Origin of the sequence: Streptomyces sp. NPDC005483 (assembly GCF_040606035.1) — a bacterium.
Classification (GTDB): Bacteria; Actinomycetota; Actinomycetes; order Streptomycetales; family Streptomycetaceae; genus Streptomyces.
On sequence record NZ_JBEXEA010000004.1, the window covers coordinates 59,530 to 84,735 of the forward strand.

Below are 25,206 nucleotides of genomic sequence, written 5' to 3' on the forward strand. Positions count from 1 at the left end.
TCGAGGGGCTTGAACAAACCCGACCTTCCAGGTCAGGGGCGTTTTTCAGCGACCCCCGGCGTCACCCTGAAAAAAGGTTCAGTCCGTTGTGGGGCACACCTGCCGGTACGGCGCGTCGGGCACGTACGTCCGCCACCGCGCCCTGGTGAGCCCGCCACCGAACCGGCCGCACAGGACCCGGGCGACGTCGTCGGGCGCGACGGGGTGACGCTGGACCAGCACGTCCGGGCCGCCGGTGTAGAGGGCGGCGCCGCCGGGGCCGAACGCGAGGGTGCCGACCTCGTCCCGGGTGGGCAGGTCGGTGCCGAGCTGCTGCTGCCCGGCGGTGTCCCACAGGCGCAGGGTGCCGTTCTGGCCGCCCACGGCGAGGGTGGCGCCGTCGGGTGAGAAGGCGAGCGCGTTCACAGCTTCGGCGTCGCCCTGATCGGTGGTGTCGGAGGTCCCGGTGAGGATGCCCAGGCGGGTCCGCAGATCGCCGTCCCACACGGTCACGTGCCCGGTGATGTCGCCGACGGCGAGCCGGGAGCCGTCGGGGCTGAACGCCAGGGCGGTCACCTGCCGGCCGTCGGCCAGGGCGCGCCCGGTCACCCGGCCGGACGGCAGCGCGGCGTACTGGTCGGCGGAGCCGGCGAGCAGCCGGCCGTCGGACCGCAGGGCGAGCACGCCCGGCGAGACGCCCTTCAGCGTGGCCGTGCGACGACGGGTGCCGGTGTCCCAGAGCTCGGCCGTGCCGACACCGTCCGTGTCCCGCCCGGCCACCAGTTGCCGGCCGCCCGGGCCGAGGGCGAGCGCGAAGACCGTGCGGTCCGCCGCGCCGGAGGTCTCGAAGGAGGTACGGACCCGATGGGCGCGGACGTCCCAGACGCTGAAGCGCTGCCGCAGCGAGCCGTGCGCGGACACCGTGTCGGCGACGGCGAGGGAACCGCCGTCCGGGCTGAAGGCCAGGCGCGGGACCCTGTTGTCGTCGTCACCGGGCAGCGGACCGAGCGCGGCATGGGCGAGGACCGCTCCGTCGTGCGTGGCGCGCATGTCGAGGTGATAGCCCTTGCCGGGCCTGGAGGCGGCGGTGACGGTGGCCAGGACCGTGCCGTCCGGGCTGAGCGCGGTCGCGTCCGCCGGAGTGGTCCGCCAGGGCACGTTCAGGCGGTCGCTCAGGTTGTCCGTGTGGACGGTGGCGCCGTCGAGGTAGCGCAGGGTTCTGCCGGCGCGGTCCGGGTCCCAGGACAGCTCCCGTACCTCCGCGCCGGCCGTCGGCGTGTGGAACACCAGCCCGCCGCCGTTCACCGTCTGCCAGACGGCGACCTCCCGGCCGTCGGCCGTGGCCAGGAACTCCCCGTCCGGGGAGAGGACCGCGTCGCTGAAGCCGGTGTAGTCGCCGCTGGTGAAGTCGGCGACGGTCCGCCCCCCGGAGACGTCCCAGACCGTGGCCGTCGTTCCGTGTACGGCGGCCAGGCGGCGGCCGTCCGCGCTGAACCGGAGCAGCCGGGAGCCGCCGTCCGCTCCCGAGCCGGTGCCGCACACCGTGCCGTCCGCCTTCGTCCAGTCGCCCGGCAGCCTCCTGCCGCGCACGGTGTCCCACACCTGTGGTGCGCCCCCGGCCGGGCACACGGCGAGGAGGCGGCCGCCCGGGCCGAGCGCGGCGGTGGTCACGGTGTGCGTCTCGTCCCGGGCGAAGAGCACCTTGCCGTCGCCGGTCCGGCGCACCCGCACGGGGCCCGGCCCTTCCGACGGTCCGGTGGCGTAGGCGGTCCCGTCGGCCGCCGCCGTCCAGTAGGACGTGTCGCCCAGGTCGGCGGCGGACTCTCCGGCGGCCAGGTTCCACAGCGTGTAGGACTCCTGGCCGAGGAGGACGAGGAAACGGGCGTCGGGGCCCGGCGCGGAGACCTCCGCGCCGCTGGGAAGACGGTGAGCGGCGGTGACGCGGTGGTCGGCCACGTTCCGCACGGTCACCTTCCCGCCCGCGACGGTGACCAGGCTGCGGCCCTGGTCGGTGAGGAAGCGGCGGGCGTCGTCGCCGGTCAGCGGGTCGGTGTAGGTGTCGCGTTCCGGTCGGGCGAGGGACTTCAGCAGGGCCGAACGGGACTCGGTCAGCGGGGCGAGGCGCCAGGCCGCGACGGAGAGCAGGGCTGCCGTGCGGGGGTCCGTTATGCGCAGGCTGTCGGACACCGTGGCCAGACGGCGGGCGGCCGCCTTGGCCGCCTCCTCCTCGCCGACCCGGTCGCGCTGCCAGGCCAGCAGGCCCGCGGCCAGCGCGAGGACGAGGAACGCGGCGAGCCCCACGGTGAGCGCGCGGGTACGCCGGGCGGTCCGCGCCTCGGCCGCCCGCTCGGCGACCCGGGCGGCGAGGGAGGCGGTGAGGAAGGACCGTTCCGGACGGGTGAGGTCGTCCTGGGGCTGGGGCTCGGAGGGGGACGGCGGCTCGCCGCCGAACAGTTCCTCGGCGTGGGCCAGTCGTGTCCCCCGGTACAGCGCGCCCGCGTCCCGGTCCAGCTCCTCCCATGCGCGGGCCGACTCGCCGAGATGCCGTTGTGCGCGCAGCCGGTCCCGGCCCTCCTCGATCCAGCCGGCCAGCCGGGGCCAGCCGGTGATCAGCACCTCGTGCGCCAGCTCGACGGTGTCGCCGTCCAGGCTGATCAGGCGGGCGGCCGCGAGGCGTTCCAGGACCTCCCCGGCGCCGGGCTCCAGTTCCGCGCGGGACGCCGGACGGCGGGTGTCGGCGGCGCCGTCGCCCGGGGCGATCAGGCGCAGCAGGATGCGGCGGGCGGTGCGGGCCTGCTCCGGCGCGAGGTCGCCGTAGAGCTGCTCGGCACTCGCGGCGATCGCCTCGCGCACGCCGCCCGTCTCCTCGTAACCGGCCAGGGTGAGGGTCCGGCCGCGGCGCCGGCGCCAGGTCTCCAGGAGGGCGTGCGAGAGCATCGGCAGGGCGCCGGGCTGGTCGGCGACCTCGTCGATGACACGGGCGGTCAGCACCCGCTCCACGTTCAGGCCCGCGGCGGTCGCGGGACCGGTGATCGCCTCCCGCAACTCGTCCCGGCTCATCGGGCCGACCAGCAGGTTCGCGCGGCTGACCGCCTCGGCGAGGTGCGGGTGGCTGCCGCAGTGGCCGTAGAAGTCCCCGCGTACGGCGATGGCCACGCGCAGCCGGCTCGACCGGTCGCGGGCGCGCAGCAGCAGGTCGAGGAAGCGGTCTCGCTCCCCGCGGTCGTGGCAGAGGGTGAACAGCTCCTCGAACTGGTCGACGAGCACCCAGGTGTCCAGCTCGTCGTCCCGCGCGGTGAGCGCGCTCTCGTGCGTGCGCGCGGGCCGTTCGCCGGGCGTGAGAACCCGTACCACCGCCGGGCGCCCGGCGCCCCGCTCCTGGCGCAGCGCCGGGATCAGCCCCGCCCGCAACAGGGACGACTTGCCACTGCCGGAGGCGCCGAACACGGCCGCGAACCGGTGCGCGCGCACCAGCCCCAGCAACTCGCCGACCTGCTTGTCCCGGCCGAAGAACAGATCACTGTCCCCGGGTTCGAAGCGGGCGAGGCCGCGGTACGGCGCCCGCTCCTCGGCGGACGGCGCCCGCACCTCCGCGTCCACCTCACGCCAGCGCCGCTCCCACTCCTCGGGGTCGGCGTCGAGCGCCTGCGCGTACGCCCGCAGCAGGGCGAGCGAGGGCAGCTGGTCGCCTGCCGCGGCCTGGGACAGCGCGGTCGTCGAGTAGCCCGCCCGCTCGGCCATTTCCCGGTACGGCGGCTTCCCGGCCTTCTCGCGCAGCAGCCGCAGGTCGTACGCCAGCCGCTGGACCGGTCCGGCCTCGGGGTCCACCGGCTTCTCACGTCGTCCCACCGGGTGTACCTCTCGACCGCACTGCCACGAACGGCCGCCAACCTACGTTTCTCCTCCGATCCGTGGCAATTGCTGCCCATTTGCCGGACAAGGCACCGGCACGGTCACCGCTGCGCGTCGGCCGCCACCCTGCGGGTGGGTGCGCCCAGGGCCCAGAACAGGACGCCGAGGAGCATGAACCCGATGAGCGGTACCAACTCCGTCAGCAGGTACTTCCCGCGCTCGGCGTGGCTCCAGCCGTCCGGTGCGTAGGCGGAGCTGAACCAGTCGAAGGGGGCGCCCGGCGCGACCAGCTGCACGCAGGCGTACAGGACGAGCAGGGTGAGCACGATGCTGATGGCCAGGGGCGCGGGCGCCTTGTACGGGCGGGGCACCCGCGGGGCCTTGTGACGCAGTACGGCGAGCGCCGGGAAGATGCCCAGGTAGCTGACCAGGGTGGTGGAGACGGCCAGGCCCAGGACCGCGCCGAAGAGTTTCGCCGCGCTGCCGCTCGTGAGTTCGTGGGCCAGGACCAGGACGGCCGTGGAGACCAGCCCGCTGAGGATGTTGACGCGGACCGGGGTGCCGAAGCGGCTGGAGATGACGCCGAGGAAGCGGGGGGCCGCCCCGTCGTAGCCGGAGACGGCGAGGGCGCGGTCGGAACCCATCACCCACGTGACGCCCGATGACAGCACCGTGAGGATGAACAGGATCGCGGCCAGGTCCCCGAGCGCGCTCCCGGCGCCGCTGAGGGTGGCGGTGCCGTCGCCGGCGACATGGCCGCCGTAGACCGTGAAGACCTGGCGGATCGCGTCGAGGAAGCCGCCGAGGCCGGTGATGGCCTTGACGGGCAGGACCAGCAGGATGCCGAGGATGGGCAGGGCGTAGAGCAGTACCGAGAGGACGGCGCTGCGGAAGACGGCGTACGGGACGTCCTTCTGGGCGTCGGTCATCTCGTCGCCCGCGGTGCTGGGCAGTTCGAAGCCGACGTAGTTGAACATCAGGACGGGCACCAGGCCGACGAAGCCCGCGTAGGTGGGGGAGAAGTCGCCGAGGCCGAAGCCGTGCAGGCCGTGCTGGGCGCCGTAGATCACGACGGTGACGGTGAACAGGCCGAGCAGGAGGAAGCGGCTCCACGCGCCGAGGGTGGGGATCCACTTGCCGACGTCGAAGGAGAGGATCGCGGCGAGGACGCCGATCCAGACGAAGGCGAGGGTGAAGACGTAGAAGGCGGGGGTGCTCAGGTCCTTGCCGTCATTGAAGAAGGTCGTGTACGCGGTGACGGCGGCGACGGAGAGGGTGCCGCCGAGCCAGACCGGATTGGTGATCCAGTAGAGGAAGTTGTTGACGGCGCCGGCCAGGCGGCCGAAAGCCCGGCTGGTCCAGATGTAGGGGCCGCCCTCGTCGGGGAACGCGGCGCCGAGTTCGGCGGTCAGCAGGGCCGAGGGGACGAAGAACACGGCGGCCAGCACGATGAGCCAGGTGAACGCCTCCGCGCCGGAGGAGGCCACCGTGCCGATGGTGTCCACGCCGACGATGGTGCACAGCAGGAAGAACAGGATGTCGAAGCGGCCGAAGTGCTTGCGCAGCTTCTGGCGTTCCGACCGGGCTGCCGGCGGCGCGTCGGCCGGCTCTGAGGTGATGGGGCCAGCGGTCACCGGGGGCTCCTGCGGATGAGCGGTACAGGCGGAATTCGGCCATGATCGATGCCGCCGCACAAGCTCACAAGCTTTCATTGGGAATTCTTGACCGGGTATTGCCGAAAACGACACGGTATTGCCGAGACAGGCGGACGCCGGCCACGGGAGCCCTACGCCTCGGGGAGCTCCGCGCGCAGGGTGTCGCGCAGCCGGCGCAGGTCGTCCGCCGGGCGGCCCAGGCCGTTGAGGCGCAGGCGGGCCGCCTCGGTGCGGTCGACGGGGCGGGTGGTGAAGGCCAGGTTCATCGAGGCGCGCAGCATCCACAGGTCGTAGGCGAGCAGCCGGGCGGCGCCGGCCTGTGCCGCCATCAGGTCCGGGTCGGTGGTCCCCAGATCCTGGAGCCGGGTGCGCAGCCGGTGCAGGGTGATGCTCTGCAGCCCGCAGTCCCGTGCCGTCCCGCGGGAGACGGGGCCTGGCTCGCCGCACGCGGCCACCGCCTCGTCGGCCGGCGTCTGCGCGGCCACCGCCTCGTCCAGCACCGCGACGAGCGCCCGCAACTGGTCCGGCCGCGACAGGCCGACCGGGGCCGGGCGCCGATGGGGGCGCACAAGGGGGCGCAGGAGCGGTCCCACGGCCGCGAGGTGTCGTACGGCGGCGAGGAGTCGTACGGCGGAGAACCACCGTCGGACACCGGGCCACCGGGGGACGCCGGGCGAACGTGCGGCTCGGGGCGCGGGCGCGTCCGGAGCTGTGCCTGTGCGCATGGCCCCTCCTGGCGACCGAGGCGTCCGGGGCGGCGTGGCCGGCAGGGTCCTGCGGCCTCGATGGAACCGGCTTCCGGTCGCCGCGTCCCTCCAGTGTGCGCCTCGCGTGCGCCCGGGTGTTCCTGTGCGTCCCGTCGGGCAAGGCTTGATCCGGCGTTCTCAGGGGTAGTTGTCCTCCCCCGGGAGTAGCGGGAGGCGGTGCGGTCGTCCCGGGGAGGCAGGGCAGGTGCCTCCGTGGGCACGATGTGCGGGCGGGTCTCGGGGAAGAGGCTGGTTCGTGTCGGGGAACAGGAATTGAGGCCCTAGGAGGGCGCCATGAACCGCCAGATCCGTGTTCGCGTCAGCCGCCGGCCCTCGTCCTCCCGTGACACCCGGCAGCCCGAGATCGACCGCCGGACCCCTTCGGGACGGCTGCTGCCGTACTGACGCCGGTCCTGCCTCGGTACTGATTCTCGGCCACCGGCCGACGGCCTCATCGGCCCCTCCCCGGTGGTCAGTTCAGGCAACGGTCGATCGCCGTCCGCAGCGCCCGGCGCAGCTCGGGCGACGGCAGCGGGCCACCGCCCTCGGCACCGGCCGTCACCTCCGCGGCGACCTTGCGCAGCTTGGTGTTGGAGAGCTGCGAGGCCTGCCGCAGGACCTCCCACGCCTCGTCCGGGGAGCAGGCGTGGGTGGCCATCAGGACCCCGCGCGCCTGGTCGATGACCGGGCGGGTGGCGATCGCCTGCCTCAGCTGCTCGACCTCGGTGCGCAACCGGTCCAGCTGCTGGGTGCGCTCCATGACCACCATGGAGGGCACGGGCTCCCGGCGCGTGCCGGGCCCGTGCAGCGGATCGTCGGGATCGAGACCGGCCATCTCCAGGACGCTGCGCGGCTGCTCGTTCCAGCCGGTCGCCGTCACCCGTACCCGACGGCGGCGGGCGTAGGTGTCGAGGACTTCCAGGAGCTGCAGTCCCGTCGTGTCCATGAAGGAAACGCCGCTCATGTCCAGGTCGACCCGGTCGGTGCCGTCCGGCAGTCGGGCCAGGGTCCTGGCCAGGGTGTCCGCGCAGCCGTGGACCAGATCGCCGCGCGGGACGAGCACGGCGGCGCCCCCGTCCACACTGCTGTCGATGATCAGGGTGTTCAGCCGCCCTGCGAGCGATGTGTGTGTCGCTGACCTCATGTCCGCCTCGCTGCTCCCCACAGTCGTCACGACGTTGAGTCACCGATCGCCGCCGGACTCCGGTCCCGAGCACGGATGTGGATGTGCGGAATCCGCCGGTGCTGGGATGCGCCTGCCCGGCCCTCCGGTGAGTACACCCCGCCCGGTGGGGAGTGACGGGCGCACTCCGGGGGTAAACGCGGTCTCGTGCAGGTATGGACAGGAGACGTTTCGGGAGGGGAGACGTATCGGAAGGGGCAGGATGCAGTCAGCAGTGGGGAGTCGGTGTGAGAATCCGGTACGCGGTGCCACGCGGCCGCCGGCTTCCGGGGCGCGGGAGCGCGGTGACACCGCGGTGAACGCCGTGGCCGAAGCCGCGGACCCGTTCGTGCATCCCGCGCTCTTCTACCGTGACGAGCGGGAGTACCTGGCCGGAGTCGTGCCGTTCGTGCACAAGGCGCTCGCCACCGGGGAACCGGTGGCCGTGGCCGTGCCCACCGAGAACCTCCGGCTGCTCAAGGCGGAGATCGGCGCCGGGGAAAACGTACGGTTCCTCGACATGCGGGAGGCCGGGCGCAACCCCGGCCGGATCATCCCGGGAGTGCTGCGCGCCTTCGCCGACGCCCAGCCGCCCGGCACCCGGGTGCGGATCGTGGGCGAACCGATCTGGGCCGGCCGCTCGGCCACCGAGTACCCCGCGTGCGTGCAGCACGAGGCGCTGATCAACGCCGCCTTCCAGGGCCGCGAGGTCACCATCCTGTGCCCCTACGACACCCGGCGCCTCGACCCGCAGGTCGTCGCCGACGCCTACGCCACCCACCCCGTGGTCGTCGACGCCGGTTCCGGCCGGGAGGAGGAGAGCGGACGGTACGACTTCGAGGCCGTGCACGCCCGCTACAACGCCCCGCTGGACCCGGCCCCGGACGTGGCCGCCCACGCCTTCGTCGCCGACGTGCTCGGCGAGGTCCGGCACTTCGCCACCGACGCGGCCGAGCGGTTCGGGCTCGTACGGCCCCGGCTCGACGACCTGGCGCTGGCCGTCGCCGAGCTGACCACCAACAGCGTGGTGCACGGCGGCGGTTCGGGCCTGCTGCGGGTGTGGGCCGAGGACGGGCACGTGGTGTGCGAGGTCCGCGACCAGGGACGCCTCACCGACCTGCTGGCGGGACGCCGGCCGCCCTCCCGGGAGCGGCAGGGCGGCCGGGGCCTGCTCATGGTCAACCTCGTCGCCGACCTCGTGCGGGTGCACACCGGGGCGGACGGCACGACGATCCGCTGCTGGTTCGCCCTCTGACGGGCTGTCAGCCGCGCGACTTCTCCCCGGTGGCCGAAGTACGCCGGTCTGCGCGGCCCGGCCCCGTGTGACCTGCGGGTTCGTTTCGCCGTACGCCCTCGTGGGCAGGGTTCGGGCAGCGTGGCCCGGTCAAGGCCTCGGGTGGGGGGAGCGCGGCGGTGCCCGACCAAGTGCGTACGGCTGACGGACGACGGTTACGGGTGGAGGTCTCGGGGGATCCGCACGGACGCCCCGTGTTCCTCCTGCACGGCATGCCGGGCAGCCGGGTGGGGCCCAAACCCCGCTCGATGTTCCTCCACCAGCGCGGCGCGCGTCTCATCAGCTACGACCGCCCGGGATACGGCGGGTCGGACCGTATGCCGCGCCGCCGGGTGGCGGACGTGGCCCAGGACGTCGCCGACGTCGCGGACGCACTTGAACTGGACCGGTTCGCGGTGGCCGGCCGTTCCGCCGGCGCCCCGCACGCCCTGGCCTGCGCCGCGCTGCTGCCCGACCGGGTCACCAGGGCGGCGGCGATGGTGGGCTGGGCACCGCGCGACGCCGAGGGACTGGACTGGTACGCGGGAATGGCGCCGTCCAACGTCGCCGCCCTGAGTACGGCCGCCACCGACCCCGAGCGTTTCGCCGCCGGGATCATCCCGCGCTCCGCCGCCATCCGCAGTGACCCCGCGCGTCTGCTGGAGGAACTGCGCGAGGACCTCACCGCCGACGACCGGCTGATTGTCTCGGACAACACCATCCGCTCGATGCTGCTGCGCAACTACCGCGAGGCGCTGCGCACTTCGCCCTACGGCTGGATCGACGACGCCCTCGCCCTCACCGCGTCCTGGGGCTTCGACCCGGCGCGCATCAAGGTGCCGGTGCTGCTGTGGCACGGCAAGGACGACGTCTTCTCCCCGGCCTCGCACGCCTCCTGGCTCGCCGACCGCATCCCCCGTGCCACGGCCGTCCTGGAACCCACGTCGGCCCACTTCGCCGCGCTCCGCGCCCTCCCGGCAGTGCTGGACTGGCTGCTGACGGATGCGAGGGCGCACTGAGGGGTGGGCGGCCGGCCTCGCGGACGTACGGGTGCTCTGCGATGCGGGTGCGTTGACGGGGGCGCGCCGCCTGCCGGTGCGTCGCCGCCTGAACAGGGCGAAGGGTGGCGCCGTCCCGACCCGGATCACACGGACAGGGGCTCCAGGTCCCGGTAGATCCGGCGCTCCCGGCTCGCCAGCAGGGTGATGCCGTTGTCCTCGCCGAGCAGCAGGCGCAGTTCCGCCATCGCCTCCTCCCGCAGGGCGCGGGCCTCGCCCTCCCGGCCCAGGGCCCGCAGGCTGAGCCCCAGGTTCGTGACCACGGCGAGCGTCTCGGGATGGTGGCCGCCGAGGGCCTCGCGCAGCACCGGCAGCGCCGCCTCGTCCCTCTCCCGCGCCTCCTCGAAGCGGCCCTGGTCGTAGAGGACGTTGGCGTAGTTCACGCTGCAGAACACAGCGTGCGGATGGTGCTCGCCCAGCACCTCCGCCATCCGGGGCAGCACCCTCAGGAACACCTTCTCCGCCTCGTCCAGGTCCCGGCAACCCCAGTGGAAGATCCCCAGGTTGTTCAGGGCAGCCTGGGTGTACGGGTGCGCCTCGCCCGGCACCTTCATGTACTCGGCGAGCACCCCCCTGGCCTCCTCACGGGCCCGGTCCCGTTCGTCGGCCGCGAACAGGTCCGCCGCCAGGTTCAGGTCGCAGGCCAGGGAGTCGGGTGTCGGGGCCGCGTACTGGTCCTTGTACCGCTTGCGGGTGGACTCGGTCAGACGGCGGGCGTCCTCCAGCTGGCCGTTGCGGCGCAGCGACACCGCCAGGGACTTGGCGCAGCGCAGGGTGCCGGGGAACTCCCTGGTGAGGATCCTTTTGTGGGCCGCGTACGTCTGCGACAGGATCGACACCGACTCCGCATACCGCCCGACCTCCCTGAGGTCACGACCCAGGCGTTCGGCCGAGGCCAGCGTGTACGGGTGGTCGGGTCCGAGGACGGCCATGCGCCGGTCGAGCGTGTCCTGGTTGATGGCGCGTGCCTCGCTGTATTTGCCCACCATCTGCAGGGCGAGGGCGAGGTTGTTGGCCGCGCTGAGGGTGCGCCGGTGCGACTCGTGGAAGATCTCGCTGAACCCGACGTGCGCCTCCTTGGCCAGCTCGACCGCCTTCGTGTACTCGCCGAGCGCCGCCAGGTCGCTGGAGAGCGCGGACATGGTGGCGTACGTGTGCGGGTGCTGCTCGCCCAGTTCCCGGCGCTGCCGCTCCAGCAGGTCCTCGCCGATCTCCCGGGCCTCCACGTAACGCCCTTGCGAACGCAGCACGTTGGCGAGGTGGAACCGCAGGTAGAGGTAGTAGACGTCATCCTCCCCGAGCACCGGCTTCCAGTGCTGGAGCAGGTCCTCCGCGAGGCGCCGCGCGGCCACGAAGTCACCGCGTTTCCACTGGTAGCGGACCCGGTCGATGAGCAGCCGACGGGTGTCGGCCGCACGGCAGTTGCGGGCGTCGGAGGCGGACAGGTGCGGCCAGATGACGCCGAAGCGGGGCCAGGTGGTCGGGTCGTCGATGGGTTCGTCGCCGTCGGGCCGGGCGCCCGCGAGGACGGTGTGCACGACGTGCCGGGCCTCCCGCTGCTTCTCCTCGGGCATCTGGGAGCGGATCACCGCCTGCACCAGCCGGTGCACCTGGAGGCTGTTGGTCTTCTGGTCGACCTTGGCGAGCGCGAACCGGCCGATCTCCCGGATGACCCGGCCGAGCAGCAGACTCTCCTGGAGCGAGGGGTCGTACGGCTTGAGCGCCGTGAGCATCTCCTTGCTGTAGAGCAGCTGCTGGGAGATCGGCTCGGGCGCCAGGAAGGCGCACAGCTGCAGCAGTCGAACCGCCGCGGGTGATCGTTTCTCCAGCTGTTCGATCGAGACGTTCCAGGTCGCTGCGACCGTCCGCGGGTAGTCGGGCGGCTGGTTGAGGTCCAGCACCTCGGTGGTCTGGCGGGCCAGCTGCCGCAGGTAGTCCTCGATCGGGGTGGCGGTCTCGGCCAGCCAGGCGGCCGCCTGTTCGACCGCCAGCGGCAGATCGCCGACGGCCTCCGCCACCCGGCCGGCGTCGTCGGCTGTCAGGCCGCCCTCGGTGCGCCGGGTCAGGTGCTCGATGCTCTCGGTGCGCTCGAAGACGTCGATCTGCTGGGCCGCCCCGTGCTGGGACCAGGCCTGGTTGCGGGAGGTGACGAGGATGTGGCCGCCGTCCCCGGTGGGGAAGTAGCGGGTCAGCTCCGCGGGATCGCCCGCGTTGTCGAAGACCAGGATCCAGCGCTTGGTCGGTAACCCCCGGGACAGCCGCTGCACGGCTTCCTGGCTGGCCTTCGTCATGTCCTCCTCGGTGCCCGTCGCGCCTATCAGCGGGGCGAGTTCGGCGAGCGAGGCGACCACGTCGTCGGTGTGCTCGGCGGATACCCACCAGACCAGGTCGTAGTCGGCCATGAACCGGTGCACGTACTCGATGGCCAGCTGGGTCTTGCCCACACCGCCCAGTCCGAACAGCGCCTGCGGCTGCGGCGGCCCGGACAGCTCGCCGAGCTGGGTGCGGATCCGGTCCATGATCGAGGTCCGGCCCGTGAAGGTCGTGTTGCGCTGGGGCGCGTTCCAGATCCCCGGGGTGATGCCGGGGAAGCGGGGTGCCGACGGACTGTTCTCCGCCTGCTGCAAGGGCAGTTCCAGCGCGCGCTGGAGCGCGGCCACACATTCCGTCTCGTCGAGCCGGTGCAGGTCGGTGCACGGCTCCGGGAGCGGAACCTCCTCGACGCGCAGTGGCACCACCGAGCCGCGTGCGCCGTCCGGGGTGCGCTCGCCGAGGGCACGCCACACGGAGTCGGCGTACCGGGACTCCTGGAAGGTCTTCGACAGCAGCGCCACGGTGTGGGCCGTGGTCTCCGCCGGCTCGACCGGACCGGTGGAGATCTCGTGCAGCGTGACCTCGCAGCCCGCCCGCTTGAGGAGGTACTCGACCCAGTCGGCCCACATCCGCTTCTCCGCCGCGTACGCGACCACGATGTCGGCCACGCTGGTCAGCGGCCGGCGCCTGAGGTACGCGTCCCGGCAGCGCAGCCGGACCGGCTCGGGGATCTGCGGCAGCGAGGTGACCTCGCGGTCGGAGATGACGGCGGTGAGCCGCTCGAAGGCGGACAGCAGCGAGTTGGCGATGCCGCTCTCGTCGCCGACGGTGGCGAGGGTCTCCTCGTAGGCGTAGTACGGGCGGTAGGGGATCTCGACGTTGCCCCAGTAGGCGCTGAGCTCCTCCTGGCTCAGCGGCCGGCCGCCCGCACCCTTCGGCAGCCCCTCGAACCGCATCCGGGCCAGTGCGCGACCGGCGTCGACCTTCTCCTTCTCGCCCTCGTCGATGCGCATCGGCACCGGCAGGACCCGTATCCGGCGCGGCCGGTAGCCCTCCTCGACACTGCGGGCGACGACCGCGGCGCCCTCCAGCGCCTGGTCGCTCAGGGTGAAGCAGTCCACCAGGACGTCGGGCATCTCCATGGTGCAGATGTCGGCGTTGTCCGACAGGCCGGTGCGGCTGTCGATCAGGACGTAGTCGTAGGTCGCCTTCATGCTGGCCCGGAGCGCCCTGAGGAAGGTGCCGCCGCCGAGGCGCTCGTAGAAGTTGTCCCACTCGAACGAGGTGACCGCCGCCGAGTAGGCCCGGTCCTGGCGGCCCGCGGACAGGAAGTCCAGGGAGCCGCCTTCGGGGAAGTGCAGGTCGAAGCGCTCGGGGCGGATGGACACGGCGTGCTGCTCGACCTGGGCGTAGGACAGGTGCCAGTCGTCGGGGCGCTGGGTGCCGGTGGTCGCGGCCCAGGCGTAGTCCTGGATGATGTTGATGACGCCCGGGGTGGCGGACAGCGCCTTGGGGTCCAGGAACGGGTGGAAGAAGCGGTGCAGGCCCGGGGCCTCCAGGTCCCAGTCGACGGCGAGGACCCGTTTGCCGTTGGCGGCCAGGATCCAGGCGGTGTTGGCCAGCGCCATGGTGCGGCCCGTACCGCCTTTGTAGCTGTAAAAGGTAATGACACGTCCGTCGCGCGGGCCCGTCATGCTTCTCCTCCGTGGTCGGGTCCGCCTTCCGGGTACGGCGGCTGGATGGGGCCCAGCAGACGGGGCCTGGGCACGTGCGGACCCGGCGGCGGATGGGCTTCCGCGTGTTTCAGGTACTGCCGGGTGGTGTGCGCCACGACGGCGGGCAGCACGTCGGTGAACGCCTTGAGGGAGGGGACGCCGTTGACCGCGGTACGGCAGTCGGTGCGTCTGCCGCGCTCCAGCAGCAGCGGGAGCGTGCGCTCGAACTCCGTGGTCAGGCGCTGTCCCTCGTCGCCTTGGCACTGCAGGTCGGCGCGGTTCCAGGGGACGACCGCGCTCACCCACGGCTGGGCCTGGGCGTCGAACGCCTTCAGTCTGCGCCGCCGTTCCTCGTCCGTCAGCGTCCACCGGTCGACGAGCAGGATGCGCGGCTGGCCGGTCTTGCCGCCCTCCTCGCCGGCGCCGCCAGGGAAAGGCCCCTCGGTGTCCTCGTCGTCGAAGGAGGAGATCGTGGGCCGATAGTCCAGCGAGCGGATCAGCTCCTCCGCCAGGGCGGGCAGCGGGCGGGTCGACTCGGAGTGGTACGGGTTCCAGTCCAGCGGGTCCTCGCCGTACGGGCGCGAATCCCGGTCCTCGGGCACGGTGTCGAGGGTGGGCGCGGCCACCGTCAGATGGATGTGCCGGGGTTCCTCGCCGCGCGGCCGGAACGCGCTCGGGGTGGACTCGTAGTCACGCAGCCGGCCGGGCGGCAGTGGCCACTCCTCGGCCACCTGGACGATGCGCTGGGCGAGGGTGAGCACGGTCTCCTCGTACTCGTCGCGCAGTCTGCTGAGTTTGATGAGCCCGTAGAAGCCGTTGGTCGCGTAACGGTCGCCGAAGGTCGTCCGGTCGAGGTGTATGTGGCGTATGGAGTCCGGCAGTTGGTGGAAGTCGACGCGCGTCCACAGGGCCGGGACGATGGCGGAGACCTCGCGTCCCCCGGCGGCCTTGGCGTGCAGGAGCCGCTCGTTGAACGCGAACAGTTCCCGGCCGCACATCTCGCTGGTGAAGTAGCGCGGTGAAAGCAGCGGTACGAAGACCCGGCAGCGGGCCAGGTTCTCGCTGAGCTTGCGCGGCCAGCCCACGCCGGAACCCATCTCCCGGTCTATGAAGCCGACTTCGGCACCGGCGGGCAGATCGGTCAGTGCCATGATGTGGTTGCACAGGTCCCGGTAGAGCTGGTGCACCCAGTGGTCGGGGTCGCCGCCGCCCGACCCCCAGGGCGGGGTGTGGGCGTAGCTGAGGAAGAAATAGGGCTGCCCCTCGGCCGGGGCCTGCCCCCACTCTCCGTCAGGTGTGTCCAACACGCCCCCCTGCGCGTCGATGACCCCGTAGCCGGAGCCACCTGGAACCGGAACAACAATGTGCCTGACCAAGGGCCCGGGCGGTTCACTCAATTCAGGTCGTTTCGGAGGCGATATCTGGACAGTTGATCGCGTACGTCGTCGACGGCGGCCCGCATTCCGAAGAGCGTGACCGGTTTCCCGGCCCACTTCCGCCGTGCGAGGAGTTCGTCCGGAAGCCGTGCGCCGGCCTCCGCGAAGTCACCGTCGTCCAAGGTCAGATCCGCGTACGTGATCCAGTTTCCCTTGTCGCCCACCACGCAGCGGTACAGCCTTTGAGGCGGTCTCGGGGTCATGCGGTACTCGGCGAGATGGAAGGCGCTGCATACCTCGAATCCCACGCGCAGCAACAGCACTTGGGCATCAGCGGCGTACAGCCGGGCGAGGGGCGAGCGTTCGCCGAGGTGGCAGTGCGGGTCGTGCCCGGCCAGTAACTCGCCCGCCCGTGAGCCGATCGCGGCCAGCGAGGTCTGCGGGTGGTCACTGCGCACGGCTCCCGGAGTGGTCCGCACGCACTCGGCCAGCGCGCCCATCGACGGGCAGGGGGTGGCGTCCGGTTCGAAGGGGGGCATCGACTCACGGAAGTCCTCGGCCTCCGCCACGCTCAGGTGCGCGACGAGGGCCCGGTGGGCGCGCGAGGTGTCCGAGTTCTCGGGGGTGAAGGCAGGCACGACGAGCGTCCCCAGGGGACCGAGCACATCGAGCAGCGCGTCACGGACCTGGGTGGGGGAGAGGCCGGTACCGCTCAGGGAGGCGTGGACCATGAGGGGGGCTTCGGGGCGGATGGGTAACTCGGCCAGGAGGTCGGCCAGTTGACCGCCGCTCGTCGGATGGCGGGGGCTGCTCGCGGGCCCATCGGTCATCGCGGGCCGGGGGGTGTACGGGCGTCTCGTCGCCGGGTCGGCCGGGAAGACGCCGGTGTGCCAGGCGATCGGGCTGGACAGTCTGGACTCGGGGTGCCCGATGCGCGGCGCGGTCGGTAATCCGCTGTAGCAGTCGGTGAGTTGGCGGGGCGGAGTGTCGGTCGGGGCGGCCGCGTCCGCCGGGACAGCCGGCTTCGTCACGGTCGGCCCGCGATCGCCGTCCACTCCGCCCGTAGCTCCGCCGCCAGTACCTCGCCGCTCTCGGTGAGGTCGCGGCCGGGCAGCTCGCTCAGGGCGGCCAGGGCGCGGCCGGCCCGGGCCAGGGCCTGGACGCCCTCGGGGGTCTCGCGGCCCCAGTACGTCACGTCACCCAGTCCCTCGACCGCCTCGGTGAGCAGCCGGCCGGCCTGGTTGCCCAGCACATGCAGATCGGTCGTCGCGCGCAGTGCGGCCAGCCGGGCACGGCGTCCGAGACGCGGCAACTCCCGGACGAACGCGGCGGGTTCGAAGTCGACGGCGACGCCGAGACCGCCCAGACCGTCGGTGGCGAGCCGCACCCCGGCCCCGGCGACGAGCGGAGTGACGGCGTCGACCCGCAGGGCGTTGCGGTCGTCGTCCGCCGCGGACCCCTGCTCGGCCCGGAGCTCATAGGCGGTCCGCAGCCGCTCGCGGAACGCGGCGAGGTCGTCCGGGTCCAGCGGGGCGGTGACGGGGGCGGGGTAGACCGCACGGCGGGGGTCGGCGTCGTCGATGAGCAGCGGTTCGGTGGCCGCCACCTTCAGTACCGTCAACGGCCGCCACGCGTCGTTGGGTTGATCACCGAGGGTGAGCCGAGTCCCGTCGGCGGTGCGGACATCGAGACCCCGCGCGCTCACGACGGCCTCCACCCGCCCCGGCGCGGGCAGGGTCAGGGTGCCCAGCGTCGGCAGGTGCAGCTCCCGGTCCGGCTGATCCCAGGTGAGCCGCAGCGGGGCGTGCGCGTGCACGGCCGCCGCCACGGCGACGCGGGCGAAGCGGGCGGCGGTGATATGGGCCGCCTCGGCATGACGAAGGGCGGCCCGCAGGTAGGGGTGGGACAGCACCCGGTTGAGGTGCTCCGCGGTGGTCCGGTCCGCGTCCAGTCGGAGCAGGCCCAGCCAGGTCGCGTCCCAGTCGGGGTGCCCGGCCAGCCGCTCGTTGGCGTAGGCGAGCAGGGTCCGGTCCAGCTCCTGCTGGGCGAACCGCAGTGCCTCGGGGTCGAGGACGGCGGGCGAGAGGGAGCGGTCGGTGATCCGCTCGGCAATCCCGTCGACGAGGGCGCGGAGGTCCTCGCAGAACACCGAGGGGCTATCGAACTCTCTTTCGCTGCTATATCGGTGGGCGTAGAGGCCGCCGCCGCAGGACTGGACGACCGGGCATTCCCGGCAGGTCTTGGAAAGGCCCAGCAGGCCCCGTTGCCGGGCCTGCACGCCGGGATGCCGGGCCACTTGCTCAAACGTGTGGTCGTCGACGTGGTATCCCGTGGCGGGCGCTCCGTCGTAGGCCGTCTTGAGCGAGTCCACCTGTTCGAAGGAGCCGTCCGTCTCCACGACCGCCAGGTCGGAGGGGGCCAGGCCCATCGCCTCGGTCAGGCTGGGCCCGCCCCGCAGGGTGCTGAGCACCGAGTCGAAGGTCCGCACCCGCACCTTGCGGCCTTGCTCCGTCCAGCGGTCGAACACGGCCAGCAGCCAGTCGGCGTACGGCGTCGCCGAACCGGAGGAGCCGCGCGGCGGCGGGGTGTCCCAGGTGGAGTGGGGCAGCAGGTAGTCGATTCGGGGCGGCGAGAGCGCGGACAGTGCGTCGTGCACGGCGACGGGGTCGTTCGCCACGTCCACGGTGCAGAGCAGTCCGCCGAACAGGTGGCGGTACTCCTCGGAGCGCAGCAGGTCGATCCCGCGCAGGACGCGGTGATAGCTGCTCCGGTACCTGCGGTCGAGCCGGTGGCGGTCGTTGGCGGCCTGGTCGCCGTCGAGCGAGACGCTCACGAGGACGCCGTACTCCCGGAAGATGTCCAGATGGCGGCGGCTCAGCTGCACACCGTTGGTGTGGATCTTCAGCTCGAGCTCGCCGACACCGGCGAACGCCCTGCTGAACTCGTCGCAGATGGCGCGCAGTCGGGCGGGACCGGCCAGCAGCGGCTCCCCGCCGTGCAGGATGACGGTGACCGAGGCGAGGTCGTGCTCGTGCGCGTACGTGGCGAACCGGGCCGCGGTCCGACGGACCGTGTCCTGACCGATCACGACCGGGCGGGTCTTCCAGCTCTTGTCCGCGTGCTCGTACACATAGCAGTGGTCGCACGCCAGATCACATCGACTGTGGATCTTCAGAACGAGTTGCTGGAGTGGGTGTTCCCCCAGAAGAACGGTCACCTAGCACACGCTACCGCGCACGGTCACTACCGCACGCCCTGAATCGGCCAATTGGGTTACTGCACACGTGTGTTGTGGTATTACACCGAACCTCCGGCGGATCGACCGCGCGCGCCGTCGTGGACGGCGTGCGCGGTCGCGGCCGGACCGTCCGCCCTACAGCGCAGAGTTGAACCTTCCCGGGCCACCCGTGACCCGGTCAGCGGCCTTCGTCGTGGCAGTGGAGTCGATCGCGCCCAGCGGGGTGTGCTGACCCTGGGGGGCGGAACCGGCGGCCGTAGCGCGTTCCGTGACCGTCTGTGCCTTCATCTGTCTGATGTCTCCTTTCATGGGGACCGGCGTGTCCCCAGCCCAAAGACCAGAGGCCCGGTGTCGGAATTCGAACCATGAGACAGAGACAACCCGGTTTTAGGCGGACGATACCTCAGTCGAAGGGCTCCGGAGCATGGCTAGGGGGCGCGTGCGCGCCCATACTCGGATGTCCGGGGGAGCCTGTTGTCGGGGGTGGGCCATGGGGGTCGGAATTCCGGGGCCGGGTGTCACGTGGAACGACGACGATCTGCCCCCGCTCTTTCGCGTTAACGATCAACTCGCGATCACCCATCAGAGTGAATCGTTCCGCGCCGTCCGCGCCCAGCTGGTCGTCCTGCTGGCGGCCACGACCTCGGCGATGCTGGCCGAACGCCTGGACAGCCATGTCCCGGCGCTCCTGGCCGCACTGCTGTACGCCCTGACCATCGGCATCGGACTGCACACCACGCGCCGCCGTGCCCGGGCCCGCTGGCAGACCCATCGTGCTGTCGCCGAGATGCTGAAGTCCCTGGCGTGGCAGTACATGGTGCACGGCGGCGTCTTCCACTCCCAGGTGGCCAACGCCGACGCGCTGTTCGCGGAACGGGTCGAGGAGCGGCTCCGGGAGATGCGCAAGGTGGGCTGGGAGGACTCCAGGAACGGCGCTCGCGCGCGCGGCGAGGGCCAGATCACGCCGGTGATGCGGCATGTGCGGGCCAAGGCGTTCTCGGTGCGGCGGGACGTCTATCTGCGGGAGCGATTACTGGAGCAGCACGCCTGGTACCGGCGCCGCGCCGCTCAGGCCCACCGCGCCTCCGCGCAGTGGTCGTCCGTCACCGCCGTACTGACCCTGCTGGCCCTGCTCGCCGCCGTGCTCAGGGCGGCCGGGATGCTCGGCGGCTGGGACCTGACCGGGGTGTTCAGTGCGTCCGCGGCGGCCGGGGTGGCGTGGCAGGAGGTGCGCCGGCACCGGCCGCTGACCTACGCGCACTCGCTCGTCGAGCAGGATCTGGAGACCCTGCGGGTCGAGATGAGCACGACCGTGACCGAGGACCGGTGGGCCCGCGCGGTGGCGGAGGCGGAACGGCTGGTGTCGCCGCAGCACTCCGACTGGCTGGGTAGATTCGGCAGTTGACTGACCGTCAGGGTACGGGTGTCAGGGCTCGCGGCGCACGTCCGGCTCCCACAGGACGCTCACCGGAACGCCGGTCCTTCGCGCGTAGGCCACCACGTCGCCGGTGCCTCCCAGGCCCCGGGCCGGGCGGCCGTCCCACACGGCGATCAGCCGGTCGCAGTGGTCGACGATCCAGCGGCCCGCCGCGAAGTACGCCTCCTCGTGCGTCGGCTCGGGCGGCAGCTCGACGCGGTGCACGCAGGCGCGCAGGATTCTCCGGTACCCGTCGCGTGCCGCGTCGTCGTCGAGGTGGGCCTCGTAGTCCATGCCCGGGATCACCGCCGTCACCGGGACGCCGCAGTCCAGGGCGATGTCCGCGAACAGCTGGTCGGCGCCGGCCGCGAGACAGGTGAAGGCCTCCAGGGCACCGCCGCCGAGAAGTCTGCGCATCTCCGCCCGCACGCCCGGCAGGACCGAGCCCGGAATGGAGCGGTGCCCCGTCACACCGATCCGGGTGACGGAGGTGAGGGCCGTCACGGTGGATGAGGTTCCGGCCTGTCGCGTCGTCGCGGTTCCGCTCGTCACCAGAGAGCCTCCCACAGCCGTCGGAAACTCCACCGTAGCGCGCTCGGCGGGGGAGCACGCAGGGGCGCACCTGCTCACACCGGGCTCGCCGGAGGGCGTCGACTCAGCCCAGTCGCACCCGACTGCCGCTGCGTGCCGACGACTTGACCGCGTCCAGCAGCCGGTGCACCCGGACGGCGGTCGTGAAGTCCGGCCCGAAGCCGTCACCCGTGCGGATCGCGCGGGCGAGGTCCGTGTACACCTGGGCGACATTGCTGACCGGGGACGGGGTGCCGAGCAGGGGGCGGTGCGCGTCGGGGACGGTGAGCTGCCGGGCGGGGGAGCCGTCGGCCGGTGCGTGGGTCAGCGTGAAGCGGGGTCCCACAAGCGAGTCGTCGGAGGAGACCAGGACCAGCCGGCCCGTCCGCCCGTGCACCTCGATGCGGAAGCCGTCGCCGCGCGGGCCGCCTGTCATGAAGTGCGCCGAGGCCGCCGCACCGGACTCCAGCAGGCCGCCCAGCACGATCTGGTCCGGCGAGGTCACCTCGATCGGCTCGCCGGTCTCCTCCATGGTGATCCGGTCGATCCGGGTCGCCAGGGTCGCCGAGATCTCGGTGAAGTCCCCCACCGCGTACTGGAACATGTCCAGCGAGTGCCCGCCCACCACGGCGAGATGGTTGACCCCCTTCGTCGCGTCGAACAGCGCCGCGTACCGCGTCGACCACACCTCGGGCGTCGAGAGCGAGTACAGCAGGGACGCCGACAGCACCTCACCGATCAGCCCCTGGGCCAACACCTGCCGCAGCAGCCGCACTTCGGGGTGGTGGCGGCTCTGCAGCCCCACCGCGTGACGTACGCCCGCCGCCCGCGCCGCCGACGCGAAGCGCTCGGCGGTCGCCGCGTCGGGGGCCAGCGGCCACTCGCTGTAGACATGCCGGCCCGCGGCGATCGCCGCCTCCACCAGCCCGTCCCGGGAGGGGAGCTGGACCGCGACGGTGACCAGATCGACGTCCGGGTCGGCCATCAGCGCGCGGGCGTCGTCGTACGACCTCTGCGCGCCCCACACCTCGGCGGCGTCCCGCGCCGACGCGGAGGTCGTGCCGGCGACGGCCGTGACCTCAAAATCGTTTAGCGCCGTGAGCGCCGGGAGATGGATGTTGCGACCCCATCCTCGCTCGGCGTGCGCGCCGACAACCCCCACCCGGATCCTGTCCGCCACGTGAACTCCCCTCGATTTCCAGGGCGTTTCCCTGTTCCGTCGAGAAAAGTACCAGTCGGTTGGTTTTTTTATGGCCGGGGAGGCAAACTGATCCCCGAGAGCTCGTCGTGACACAGGCAGGGGTTGGACGCATGGTCAGGCAGGAACGCGCCGAGGTCACCCGGTCGGCCATCCTCGACGGGGCGGCCCGCGCCTTCGACGCCGAGGGGTACCACGGGACGTCGCTCGGGGACATCGTCAAGGAGGCCGGGGTGACGAAGGGCGCGCTGTACTTTCACTTCGGCTCGAAGGAGGAGCTCGCCCAGGCCCTCGTCGACGAGCAGTTCTCCGCCCTGGAACCGGTCACGGAGACGGTAAAGCCCGGGGTGCAGACCGTCATCGACATCGTGCACTCCATGGCCCGGCGGCTGGTGGCGGACGTCCGGGTGCGGGCCGGTATCCGCCTGGTCATCGACCAGAGCTCCAAGACGGGCATCGTCAGCGAGCCGTACACCCGGTGGATCGAGCTCTTCCGGGAGTGCCTCGTCCAGGCGCAGCAGCGTGGGGACGTCAAGGCGGACCTCGACCCCGGGCGGGTGGCCCGGCTGATCGTCGGCTCCTGGACCGGACTGCAGCTCAGCTCCCAGGTCCTCAGCGGGCGGGCCGACCTGACCGAGGAGACCACCCTCATGTGGGAGATGCTGCTGCCGAGCATCGTGCCGCCGAGACGGCTGGAACGCTTCCACCCCGAGGGCAGCGCCCGGGTGCCCGAGACGGTCTGACGGGGCCTCATGAGCGCCTGGGCCGAGGCCGGTGGGCCCCGTCGTGGCTCAGGTGGCCAGCGGGTCGAGCGTCAGCGGCTCGATCCGGCCCTCCAGCATGTACCCCAGTCCCTGTACGGCGCAGACGTCCGGCCGCTCGGCGATGTTCACCGGCATCCCGGTGGCGTGCCGCAGCATCTGGTCGAGGCCGGGGAGCAGGGCGGAGCCGCCGACCATCATGATGCCGCGGTCGGCGAGGTCGGCCACCAGGTCGGGCGGGCAGTTGCGCAGCACCCGGCCGATGCCGTCCAGGACGGCGGTCAGCGGGGTCTCGATCGCGTCCCGCACGGCGGCGGTGTCGACCTGCACGGAACGCGCGAGGCCGGTGGCGACGTCCCGGCCGTGGATCTCCGTGGAGGCGGGGCCCTGCGAGGTGAGGCCGTTGCCGGACAGGGCGAGCTGCAGCGGTCGTACGGACTGGCTGGGCAGCATCAGTTCATGCTCGTGGCGCAGGTGCTGGACGATCGCGTGGTCCACGGCCTCGCCGCCGACCGGAATGCGCTCGGCGGTCACGATCGACCCGAGGGAGAGCACGGCGACCTGGGTGGCGGCGGCCCCGCACACCATGATCATGGTGGCCTCGGGCTGCTCCACGGGCAGTCCGCAGCCGACGGCGGCGGCGATGAGGGTGTCGACCAGCTCGACGCGGCGGGCGCCGAGGCCGACCAGCGTCTCGATGGCGGCGCGCTGGGCCAGCGGATCGGCGTCGTGCGGGGTGCAGGCGGCGGCCCGCAGGATGGGCTTGCGGCGCAGCGCGCGGCGGATCTTGTCGCCGAGCAGATGGCGCAGCATGCGCTGGGCCATCTCGATGTCGACGACGGTGCCGCCGGAGACGGGCCGCACGACCCGGATGTAGTCGGGCGTACGTCCCATCATCTTCTCGGCGAACTCGCCGACCGCGATCAGCGCGCCGGTCCTGGTGTTCAGGGCGGCGGCCGACGGCTGGTCGACGACGAGCCCGGCCCCCTTCACGTACACCCGTGTCCTCGCCGCGCCCAGGTCGACGGCGAAGTGGCAGCGGCGCAACTGCTCCAGACTGGCGGTCATCGCAGGTCCTCCCGAGAGCACAGACCGTGAGGCCGCGCCGGGTGGCGGGCTTAGTGGCATCGTGCGGGGGTCGGGGAGGGGGCGCCTTCATTAGGGGGCCGGGTGGGGTGCGGCCGAATGGGGGTTTTGTGACCTACATCCTATGTAGGTTTTTCATAAGTCTGCCTGATTCGGGGTCAGGGGCGGACTCGGGGGGCGGATTAAGGGGTTCCGGCGCGATCACCTGAGCGTCGCCGTGTCCGGTGCCTTGGGGCGCGGAGTGCCCGCGAAGACGCCTAAGGGGGAACCGAAAAGCGAATGGGTGTTCCCATGTTCGCTGGTGGGGGTGGCTTTGCCGTAGTGGGGTACGGGTGGGCGTGTGTCGCACGTACGGTCTCTCCGTCGAAGCTTGGGGAGTGGGTGGGGCGTGGGGGGATTTCGTGTCGGGGGTGAAGGAGGACGCGGACGCCGGGCATGCCCGGTGGGCGTTCCGGCTGCGGGTGTCGTCGAGCGCCGAGCGGGCGTTGCGGGCGGAGTGGGACCGTTGCCGGTGGATCTGGAACGAGTGTGTCGCCAAGTCCAGGCAGACCCATCTGTGGAACATGGACCGCCCCGAAGGCATGGACAAGGCGACGTGTGGTCCGGCGCGGCTCGACACGATGTTGACCGAAGCCCGGGCGAGGACGCCGTGGCAGCGTGAGGGCTCGTCGGTGCCGCAGCAGCAGATCATCCGTGACTTCGGCAAGTCCCGCGCGAAGGCGCACAAGGACATCCGCGAACGTCCGCTGCAGCAGCGCCGGGCCGGGATGCCGACGTACAAGAAGAAGCGCGAGGCCGTCCCGAGCCTGAACTACACCAAGCGTGGCTTCCGGCTCAAGGACGGCCGTCTGCACCTCGCCGGGAACATCGTTTTGACGGTCGTGTGGTCGCGGGAGCTTCCCGCCGGACCGTCCTCGGTGCGTGTGTACCGTGACAGCCTCGGGCACTGGTACGCCTCGTTCGTCGTGCCCGCCGAAGTCCAGCCGCTGCCAGCAACTGGCCAGGTGATCGGGATCGACTGGGGTGTCAGGGAGACCGCGACCACCACCAGCGACACCCACGATCTCCCCCACGCACGGCACGGGAAGAAGGCCCAGGCGAAGCTTTCGCGGTACGACCGCATGATGGCCCGCCGCAAACCCGCCAGGGGGCAGGCAGCCTCCAACGGCTACCGCGAGGCGAAGAAGCTGCGGGCCAAGACGTACAAGAAGGTGTCGCGGCAACGCCAGGACACAGGCCGCAAATGGGCCAAGCGCGTGGTGGCCGACCACGACGTCATTGCTGTGGAGGACTTCCGTCCGAAGTTCCTGGCGAAGTCGACCATGGCGAGGAAAGCAGCCGATGCCGCCATCGGCGCCACCAAGAAAGCTTTGTTGGAGATGGCCCGCAAGCACGGCAGGATCGTGCACCTGGTCTATCCCGCGCATACCACGATGGACTGCGCCCAGTGCGGAGCGAGAACCAAGCACGCACTACCACTTTCGGAACGAACCTATGCCTGTGCCGCGTGCGGAACCGTCTCGCCCAGAGACAAGAACTCCGCCCGCGTGATGCTGGCCCGGGCTGGTCTCAACCCGGCTGGTGCTGATGGCGTAAGACCTGGTGGGACGCTGTTCCGCCAGGCAGCCTGAGCCAGGAATCCCCCTCGTTCACGAGGGGGAGGATTCAAGGAGAAGTAGCTGTCCGGTGTTGTGGGTTACGTGGCTTCGGGTGCCTCCAAGGCCAGTGCGCCGCCGGAGCAGCCCTCGCCGATGAGGAGTGAGGCGATCGGGGTGCGGACGGGGGCGGCTGTGGTGAACAGGTCAGA

The 25,206-nt window shown here is 71.8% G+C and carries 17 protein-coding genes; 5 read left to right on the plus strand and 12 right to left on the minus strand.

What is annotated here, in order from left to right; all coding sequences use genetic code 11:
- Window positions 1–78: 78 nt before the first annotated feature.
- The 4 genes from ABZT06_RS09275 to ABZT06_RS09290 form a co-directional block, all read right to left on the minus strand.
- On the minus strand, window positions 79–3,828 hold the full coding sequence (locus tag ABZT06_RS09275; protein ID WP_355737235.1) for a helix-turn-helix domain-containing protein: 3,750 nt from the start codon (window positions 3,826–3,828) through the stop codon (window positions 79–81).
- Between the two features lie 104 nt (window positions 3,829–3,932).
- Window positions 3,933–5,465, minus strand: a complete 1,533-nt coding sequence (locus tag ABZT06_RS09280) for an APC family permease (RefSeq protein WP_355737238.1) — start codon at window positions 5,463–5,465, stop codon at window positions 3,933–3,935.
- 152 nt (window positions 5,466–5,617) lie between these two features.
- A complete protein-coding gene (locus ABZT06_RS09285) occupies window positions 5,618–6,211 on the minus strand; it encodes a hypothetical protein (RefSeq protein WP_355737241.1) in 594 nt (197 codons plus the stop codon).
- A 493-nt stretch (window positions 6,212–6,704) separates the two neighbouring features.
- Window positions 6,705–7,376 (minus strand): ANTAR domain-containing protein, encoded by a 672-nt coding sequence (locus ABZT06_RS09290; protein WP_355737244.1) that lies wholly within the window; start codon window positions 7,374–7,376, stop codon window positions 6,705–6,707.
- Between the two features lie 343 nt (window positions 7,377–7,719).
- Between ABZT06_RS09290 and ABZT06_RS09295 the strand changes: the two genes are divergently transcribed.
- On the plus strand, window positions 7,720–8,649 hold the full coding sequence (locus tag ABZT06_RS09295) for an anti-sigma factor RsbA family regulatory protein (protein ID WP_355737247.1): 930 nt from the start codon (window positions 7,720–7,722) through the stop codon (window positions 8,647–8,649).
- Window positions 8,650–8,807: 158 nt separating this feature from the next.
- Window positions 8,808–9,686, plus strand: a complete 879-nt coding sequence (locus tag ABZT06_RS09300) for an alpha/beta hydrolase (RefSeq protein ID WP_355737249.1) — start codon at window positions 8,808–8,810, stop codon at window positions 9,684–9,686.
- Between the two features lie 125 nt (window positions 9,687–9,811).
- Here the strand turns inward: ABZT06_RS09300 and fxsT are convergent, their stop codons facing one another.
- The 5 genes from fxsT to ABZT06_RS09325 all read right to left on the minus strand — a co-directional run bounded on the left by fxsT (window position 9,812) and on the right by ABZT06_RS09325 (window position 18,655).
- The gene (gene fxsT / locus ABZT06_RS09305) at window positions 9,812–13,732 is read right to left on the minus strand and encodes an FxSxx-COOH system tetratricopeptide repeat protein (RefSeq protein WP_355737252.1); all 3,921 of its coding nucleotides are present in this window, start codon (window positions 13,730–13,732) and stop codon (window positions 9,812–9,814) included.
- Window positions 13,729–15,060: a TIR-like protein FxsC gene (locus ABZT06_RS09310; protein WP_355737255.1), complete on the minus strand. Its 1,332-nt coding sequence runs from the start codon at window positions 15,058–15,060 to the stop codon at window positions 13,729–13,731. Before ABZT06_RS09310 ends, fxsT begins: the two co-directional genes overlap by 4 nt.
- A gap of 86 nt (window positions 15,061–15,146) precedes the next feature.
- On the minus strand, window positions 15,147–16,160 hold the full coding sequence (locus ABZT06_RS09315) for an AAC(3) family N-acetyltransferase (RefSeq protein ID WP_355737258.1): 1,014 nt from the start codon (window positions 16,158–16,160) through the stop codon (window positions 15,147–15,149).
- The gene (gene fxsB, locus ABZT06_RS09320) at window positions 16,157–18,346 is read right to left on the minus strand and encodes a radical SAM/SPASM protein FxsB, inactivated metallohydrolase extension form (protein ID WP_355737261.1); all 2,190 of its coding nucleotides are present in this window, start codon (window positions 18,344–18,346) and stop codon (window positions 16,157–16,159) included. The genes ABZT06_RS09315 and fxsB overlap by 4 nt, the downstream gene beginning before the upstream one ends.
- 156 nt (window positions 18,347–18,502) lie before the next feature.
- A complete protein-coding gene (locus ABZT06_RS09325) occupies window positions 18,503–18,655 on the minus strand; it encodes a hypothetical protein (protein ID WP_355737264.1) in 153 nt (50 codons plus the stop codon).
- A 202-nt stretch (window positions 18,656–18,857) separates the two neighbouring features.
- Between ABZT06_RS09325 and ABZT06_RS09330 the strand changes: the two genes are divergently transcribed.
- Entirely contained in the window at window positions 18,858–19,772 is a 915-nt protein-coding gene (locus tag ABZT06_RS09330) for a DUF4231 domain-containing protein (protein ID WP_355737267.1), read from the plus strand.
- Between the two features lie 21 nt (window positions 19,773–19,793).
- Here ABZT06_RS09330 and ABZT06_RS09335 read toward each other — a convergent pair whose 3' ends face one another.
- Both ABZT06_RS09335 and ABZT06_RS09340 read right to left on the minus strand, forming a co-directional pair.
- On the minus strand, window positions 19,794–20,288 hold the full coding sequence (locus ABZT06_RS09335; protein WP_355737270.1) for a hypothetical protein: 495 nt from the start codon (window positions 20,286–20,288) through the stop codon (window positions 19,794–19,796).
- A 151-nt stretch (window positions 20,289–20,439) separates the two neighbouring features.
- On the minus strand, window positions 20,440–21,534 hold the full coding sequence (locus ABZT06_RS09340; RefSeq protein ID WP_355737272.1) for a Gfo/Idh/MocA family oxidoreductase: 1,095 nt from the start codon (window positions 21,532–21,534) through the stop codon (window positions 20,440–20,442).
- A gap of 131 nt (window positions 21,535–21,665) precedes the next feature.
- Between ABZT06_RS09340 and ABZT06_RS09345 the strand changes: the two genes are divergently transcribed.
- Window positions 21,666–22,295, plus strand: coding sequence for a ScbR family autoregulator-binding transcription factor (locus tag ABZT06_RS09345; protein ID WP_355737275.1), 630 nt, complete (start codon window positions 21,666–21,668; stop codon window positions 22,293–22,295).
- A 48-nt stretch (window positions 22,296–22,343) separates the two neighbouring features.
- Here the strand turns inward: ABZT06_RS09345 and ABZT06_RS09350 are convergent, their stop codons facing one another.
- Window positions 22,344–23,381: a rod shape-determining protein gene (locus ABZT06_RS09350; RefSeq protein WP_355737278.1), complete on the minus strand. Its 1,038-nt coding sequence runs from the start codon at window positions 23,379–23,381 to the stop codon at window positions 22,344–22,346.
- 419 nt (window positions 23,382–23,800) lie between these two features.
- Between ABZT06_RS09350 and ABZT06_RS09355 the strand changes: the two genes are divergently transcribed.
- On the plus strand, window positions 23,801–25,030 hold the full coding sequence (locus tag ABZT06_RS09355; RefSeq protein WP_355737281.1) for a transposase: 1,230 nt from the start codon (window positions 23,801–23,803) through the stop codon (window positions 25,028–25,030).
- Window positions 25,031–25,206 lie beyond the last annotated feature (176 nt).